The sequence below is a fragment of the Desulfobacula sp. genome, from assembly GCF_021107415.1.
In genome coordinates, this window is record NZ_JAIOSW010000054.1 from 1 (window position 1) to 6,474 (window position 6,474).

6 protein-coding genes are annotated in these 6,474 nt (G+C 36.8%); 2 read left to right on the top strand and 4 right to left on the bottom strand.

The genetic code is table 11. The annotated features are described in order from the left end of the window. Window positions 1–197 precede the first annotated feature (197 nt). Complete coding sequence (locus tag K8S13_RS02930; RefSeq protein WP_291460302.1) at window positions 198–1,163, bottom strand: hypothetical protein; 966 nt, start codon at window positions 1,161–1,163, stop codon at window positions 198–200. Window positions 1,164–1,387: 224 nt separating this feature from the next. On the opposite strand from K8S13_RS02930, the gene K8S13_RS02935 reads away from it, so the two are divergent. Beyond that, window positions 1,388–2,191 (top strand): YkgJ family cysteine cluster protein, encoded by an 804-nt coding sequence (locus tag K8S13_RS02935; protein WP_291460304.1) that lies wholly within the window; start codon window positions 1,388–1,390, stop codon window positions 2,189–2,191. 401 nt (window positions 2,192–2,592) lie between these two features. On the opposite strand, the gene K8S13_RS02940 is transcribed toward K8S13_RS02935, so the two are convergent. The 3 genes from K8S13_RS02940 to aprB all read right to left on the bottom strand — a co-directional run bounded on the left by K8S13_RS02940 (window position 2,593) and on the right by aprB (window position 5,391). Continuing rightward, window positions 2,593–2,853, bottom strand: a complete 261-nt coding sequence (locus K8S13_RS02940; protein ID WP_291460306.1) for a hypothetical protein — start codon at window positions 2,851–2,853, stop codon at window positions 2,593–2,595. Window positions 2,854–2,984: 131 nt separating this feature from the next. Beyond that, window positions 2,985–4,937 (bottom strand): adenylyl-sulfate reductase subunit alpha, encoded by a 1,953-nt coding sequence (gene aprA, locus K8S13_RS02945; protein WP_291460308.1) that lies wholly within the window; start codon window positions 4,935–4,937, stop codon window positions 2,985–2,987. A 16-nt stretch (window positions 4,938–4,953) separates the two neighbouring features. Continuing rightward, window positions 4,954–5,391, bottom strand: coding sequence for an adenylyl-sulfate reductase subunit beta (aprB, locus tag K8S13_RS02950; RefSeq protein WP_291460311.1), 438 nt, complete (start codon window positions 5,389–5,391; stop codon window positions 4,954–4,956). Between the two features lie 495 nt (window positions 5,392–5,886). Between aprB and K8S13_RS02955 the strand changes: the two genes are divergently transcribed. Beyond that, window positions 5,887–6,357, top strand: coding sequence for a transposase (locus tag K8S13_RS02955; protein WP_291460313.1), 471 nt, complete (start codon window positions 5,887–5,889; stop codon window positions 6,355–6,357). Window positions 6,358–6,474: the final 117 nt, after the last annotated feature.

Here is a 6,474-nt window from a genome sequence, read left to right on the forward strand (position 1 = left end):
AACTCGACGCCCTGAAACGACATATCTTCTCCTTGTATTTTTTATCATATCCCAAACTATAACGTTATTGTATGATAAAAAAATAGGAAATACAAGAGCAGTATGAAGTCAAATGAAATTAACTATAGTGTGTAGCGAAATTGAATCAAGCTTTTTAAAATATGCTTTATATAATTTGTTTTCCTTTGCAAATATTCTTAATCTTTGTAATCCCTGAATCCGGACATCAGTGCCTCAAAGTTCTTGGGTTTGTATTGATTGAAACTTTCCTCATCAACAAATATATAATCATAATGGATATCAGGCTGGGCTTTATTAATGTCAACACACCATTCACGCAACCTTTTCATCTTTAATGGTACATCAAGATCTTCAAGCCCTTTGGTCTCAACAATGACGACTAAATTCGAAGAATACTTAACAATAAAATCAGGATAGTAATTTGAAATATTGCCGTCGGCATTGACATAATCAATTTGAAAATGTACTGCCATATAGTTTTTCACATAAGAAATAATATCGTCACATTCCTCAAGGAAAGCGGCAAATTTCAGTTCCAGATGACTGTCTCCAATGATTTTGTTAAAAATACTTTTTTTTGGAACGATGTAACCTTGTTCCTTAACCACAAAGGGGCGGGTTTTCTTTAGTTTAATGAAGTCTTTGATTTTTGCATCACCTTTATCCTGAATCGTTAACGCGTTGATCTGCTTTTTGAAAGTTTCTACCAGGGTTTTACTTGCCTCAAGCTCTGACAAATTGCGCAGGGTGTTCAAACTATCCAGATCAACCCTGATTTCAAACAAATCATTCTGAATGAAAGATTTTACTTTTCCGTACAATACATCGTAGCCACTGACTAAGCGTAAGTCTTTCATGATAATTTGAGAAAAATAACCGATTACTGACCGGTAATCGGTAACAAGGCTTGCATCCATTGCTTTCCGTTCAAGTTCCACACCCTCAGATTGAATGGACTTAACAAAATCCATAAAAGCATCCGTGCCCACCACGCTTACGTATTCTTCCACCTCATTACCGGGGTACATTTTACGTAAACCTCTTCCCAGCGTCTGTTCCGGCAATATATTACTTTTAGCTGAATAAGCACGCAAGCCCACAATCGTGGTGACATTTTTAACATCCCAGCCTTCTTTTAACATCAACACGGAAACGATGGCTTTGTAGGGGCTTTCCCAACTGTCAATGGCATTGGACTGTTTGCGTAATACTTCAAGCTCCTCTTTTTCATACTTTTATTGACAAAAAGCGAATTTCTATCTATGGCTATATAATATGAATATTACCCTTGTCCTGTCGTAGAAAAAGTTTATTACGGATTTTGTGCAGATCGTATATCTTAATAAATAAATTTAAAGGGAGAAAAATGTCTTTCACACAAAATAAAATAAGGCAGAGTACAAGCCAAGGACTGAAAGTGTTGAAACCAGAAGATAATTTTAAATTTGCTTGTCATGATGGCCTTGATTGCTTTACTCAGTGTTGCCAAAATATTAATATATTTCTTATGCCATATGATATTATTCAGTTAAAAAATGGTCTTCAAATATCGTCAGAAAAATTTTTACAACAATATACAATTACCCTTATGGGGAAAAATGGTCTTCCTGCTATCATTTTAAAAATGAAAGATGATGATGAAAAAAGCTGCCCTTTTGTTACAGCGCAGGGATGTAGAGTTTATGATAGCCGTCCATGGGCATGCCGTATCTATCCTTTGCAACCTGAAACAACAAAAATCACTGAAAAAGCAGGAAGACAGTATTATTCAATTATGGATGTTCCATTTTGTCTGGGTTTTCAGGAAAATAAGGTTTCAATAGTAAGAGAATGGATAGACGGGCAAAATATCCCAATTTATATTGAGATGGAAGAATTATTTAAAAAAATTACAATGAATGAATTTTTAAGTGACAAAAAAATTGAAAATAAAAAAATTCAGGAAATGTATTTTATGGCATGTTACGATATAGACAGGTTCAGACGTTTTATTTTTGAAAGCAGTTTTTTAAAGCAATTTGAAATAGAAAAAAATGAAATAGAAAAAATGAAATATGATGATACAGCTCTTTATAAATTTGCTATGAAATGGATAGAATTTGGACTACTCGGGCAACAAGGGCTAAAACTGAAACCTGAAGTAATGGCAGCTAAAAAAAAATTGACATGAAAAAATGAGAAGAAATATTAATAGATTCATTCAATAATATTATTTTTCAATGCTTCATGGGACCACACAGGTAACGGGGTATATTTGTCCGAATCAGAGTCAAGCCGGCAACGATATGAGGCATGCGCTTTTTGAGTTTCCCACATATAATTCCATCCCTCCATGAAATAAGGACAGTTGTCATTAAAACAAACATAAAAAAAAGCATCGTTCCAAGTAGATGCTTGCGGCACCTTACATTTTTTCATTTCTTGATTGCAATATGGGCATACTGTTTTCTTTTTATTTATCATTTATCATTACCTTTTTATCAAATATTTTAACACAAATTTATTTATGGAGTGAGAAACAATAAATAAAACTATAACAAAAGCAGATAATATTTAATATAATTAAAAGCCTTAAATTGATTCAAAAAATTTTATGCACACCTGGCTAAAACCCTCTGAATATGCTTGAAAATCAAATAGAGGGTTATTCAGATATTTGTTTAAAATTTCTGCTCTGAAGATATCCCAGTTAACAGGTATTCCTTTTGCTCTTGCGATGGCAGCCAAATCTTCATAGTCAGCTTCGTTTTGAACAAATTCTAAACCATCGGCATAGCCTTGTTCATACCATTTTTTATTCTGGACTTTATTTATTTGAGCTATTTTTTCCATGTTCCTTTTTCCGAATTTCATATCTAATACGATTACAGCCACACAAGACTTGCTACCCTGTGTGACTGTAATTTGGAGGATACAAGTGATGGCATTACACAAGTATCTCTATCAGAAGGAATGTTTGTATGTTACATTCCAACGACTTTTTCTATTTTCACCAGGCTGTGTTTAGTTTTTTTAAATATCTTAAATTCATCCTTTTCCTCGTCATATACGGAATTCACAAAGACATCACCCCAATTTTCCTGATCCATTTTTGGGAAATCTGTCCTGTAAAAATATCCGGGCCAGCGGGTTTCCTCACGGAACAGTTTGTGACGGGTATGGGCTTCAGCTAATTGAACCCTCTGAACATTTTCCCAGCACCTCATTAATTCATGAAGATTTCTGGCAGCAAGCTTTGAGAGATCCTCCTTGAGCATCTTCAACTCCTTAAGTGCTATCTTAAGAGTAGTTTCAGAACAATTATACTGAGAACCCCAGCCGGCAACATATTCGTCCATGATTTTGTTGAGACGGAATAGAGCCATTTTAGGAGTAATAAAATATGGATTAACTTCCTCTACCGGGAGGTCATAACGCTTCTTAGCCGCACCAAGGGTAGTATATGATGATTTTTCCTCATAGAGTTTAAGTGGTGCTAAAATATCCTCTTTGAGCTTATTAATCACATCAGAATCAGGTTCCGGCGTGTAAGGATTTTCTACGCAGAATTTAATAGCAGCTTTGGCTGCAATTCTTCCCTCTGTAAAAGAACCGGAAGAAAATTTGTGGCTTGAATTACCGACTCCGTCACCTGCCGCAAACACTCCTTTGACTGTTGTCATACGGTTATAACCCAAAAAATAATCCTTTTTAGATTCATCAGTCTGGATATCTTCGGGACCACTTGTCCAGGCACCTGAAGCTCCTGAATGGGAACCAATAAAATATGGTTCGGATGGCATGATTTCAGAAGGACCTTCCTCTGGCAACACATCTTTTGATGCCCAGAGAATTGCCTGACTGATCGTCATATCTAAAAAATCCTCCCATGCTTCAGCTTCAAGCTTTTTCATTTCCTTTTTATATGCTTTTTTATCTGGCGCTGCGTCTGCAATTTTTGCGATGGCTTTATCTGTATGAATTAATATGGGTCCATGTCCCTTTTCATACATTTCTTTCATCATTAAATGGTTACGCAGGCAGGTAGGAATAGGCTTTACTTCTCCGTAAGGCGGCCAGTTGTGTAATTCGCCTCCTTCAGCCAGTCCCTCACCCATATAATCAAAGCCAGTAGCTGAAGTTGCTTTTGCTTTAAAAAGCAGGAACCATGCCCCCACAGGACCATAAGCATCTTTATACCTTGCAGGGATAAAGACAACTTCCTGAGAACTCATCTCAGCACCTGCAGTTGTAGTAAGATAAGAACTGGACCCGGAATTCCATGGTGGATACCAGGCTCTGCCCAGTCCTTCACCTGTGGACCGTGGTTTGAAAACATGGACAGCACCACCCGCACTTACGATGCAGGCATTGCATTTAAATATATAAAATGTGTTTTCTCTCACACTGAAACCAATAGCGCCACAAACTCGATTTTTATCATCTTTATCAAGCAAAAGTTTAATAATAAAAACACGTTCGTACAGGTTGTCGGCACCAACAGCTGTTTTCCCAGCTTCAGCAACAATTGCCTTATATGATTCACCATTAATCATAAGCTGCCATCTGCCTTCATGGACATAGTTTCCTTCTTTGTCTTTCCAGATCGGAAGCCCGTACTTTTCGAACAAATGAACGCTACCATTGACATGTCTGGAAATGTCCATTACCAAATCGTCCCGGCAAAGTCCCATGAGATCCTGCCGAACATAACTAAGGTAATCCACAGGCGAATTTTCACCCTGATACTGATTTATCGCAGAGAGTCCCATGCCTACAGCACCGCTTCGCTCCATAGCCGCTTTATCTACAACTGTGACCTTTAGATTATTTTTTTTTGCCCAGTGTGCAGCCTCCACGCATGCGCCAGCTCCAGCCATACCAGGCCCTATGATCAAAAGATCCGTTGTTACCTCAACTGTTTTAAAATTTTGCATAATTTATCCTTTAATCTTAGAGTGTCCAAAGTTCATCAGCTTTTAAAGAATCCGGCTCTGTAAATAATAACTGATCATCCAATGTTCCGGTACCTTCACCAAAACCACCATCCGGGGCAACTTCCCCTTCTGCTACTGTTCTGATAGGGAACTTAAAACGTTTTATAGTACCGCCTCTGAAGCTGACAGTCCACATAATATCATCACTTCCTCTCAATGGCACAACATTTGCCCCGAGGGGAGTAAAGTCTGCATAACCTCTTACCTCGATAGCCTGCGTAGGACAAATTTTTACACAATTATAACATTCCCAGCACATATCCGGTTCAGAGTTATAAGCCTTCATCAAATTCTCGTCGAGCTTCATGAGGTCATTGGGGCAGATGTATTCACAGGCAGTTTTGTCTCCACCTTTACATCCATCGCATTTTTCATTAATTACAAAACTTGGCATTTTACCTCCTTCATTGTTTTAAAGATCATATTTTACATCCCTTTCTACACAATAGTATAGTAATACCCTGTAATAAGAAAATGATAAGAGCAAAGAGTGGCGCTTAACGTATAGAGATAATAGCGTAGTGATCAGATTATAGAGATAATAGCGTAGTGATTAGATTATAGCGTGCTTTAATAAAACAGCCCAAAATTCATTGAAAATAAAAAGTATTTCATTTTTTTATTCACTCTTTGGCAGCTATTTATAAAACCAATTAAAAAAAATGATTAAATAAATAACGACCAATTACTATATTCTATCTTTAGTCCTAAAAAATAAGCATGTCAAGGAAACAAAATTATTTTATATTGTGAGCCTCTTGCAGAAATAAATATAAATTTACATTTTTTTATTTTTACGAGGGTTAATAATTGATGAAAAGCTGCTACCATGGTATATTTCAGTTGTTTAATCACTACAAAAAAATAACTGGACCAGGAAAGCAGCTTTATGAGAAAACTATCACAGATTTGGTTTGAAGTACAAGAGGTTCTTTTCCCTTTTATTGAAAAACAGATTGAAGAACCGCTTACAGAGAAATTAAAACACCTTGTAACCACTTTAGAGCTTATCAGGATTGAAGATATGGTCCGGGTACCGAAATACTGGCAAGGCCAATCACCAAAATACAGGAAACAGATAGCAAGGGCATTTGTGGCAAAGGCTGTTTATAATATGGATACGACAAGGGGATTAATAGACAGGTTGAAAATCAGTCCGCCCTTAAGAAAAATTTGTGGTTGGGAAAAGATCAATGATATTCCTCATGAGTCATCCTTTTCCCGTGCATTTAAAGAGTTTTCAGAATCAGGGTTAGCGCAGGTTGTTCATAACGTCTTATTAAACAACATATGGGCGATAGGATTATCGGGCACATATCAAGAGATTCAACATCAATTGATGCCCGAGAGAAGCCGGTAAAAAAAATTAAAATTCTAAAGCCAAAAAAGAAAAGGGGCCGCCCAAGAAAAGGTGAGGTTCGAATAAAAGAGCTAACCCGGTTAGAACGACAACAATCAATGGAGGCCAAAGAAATGC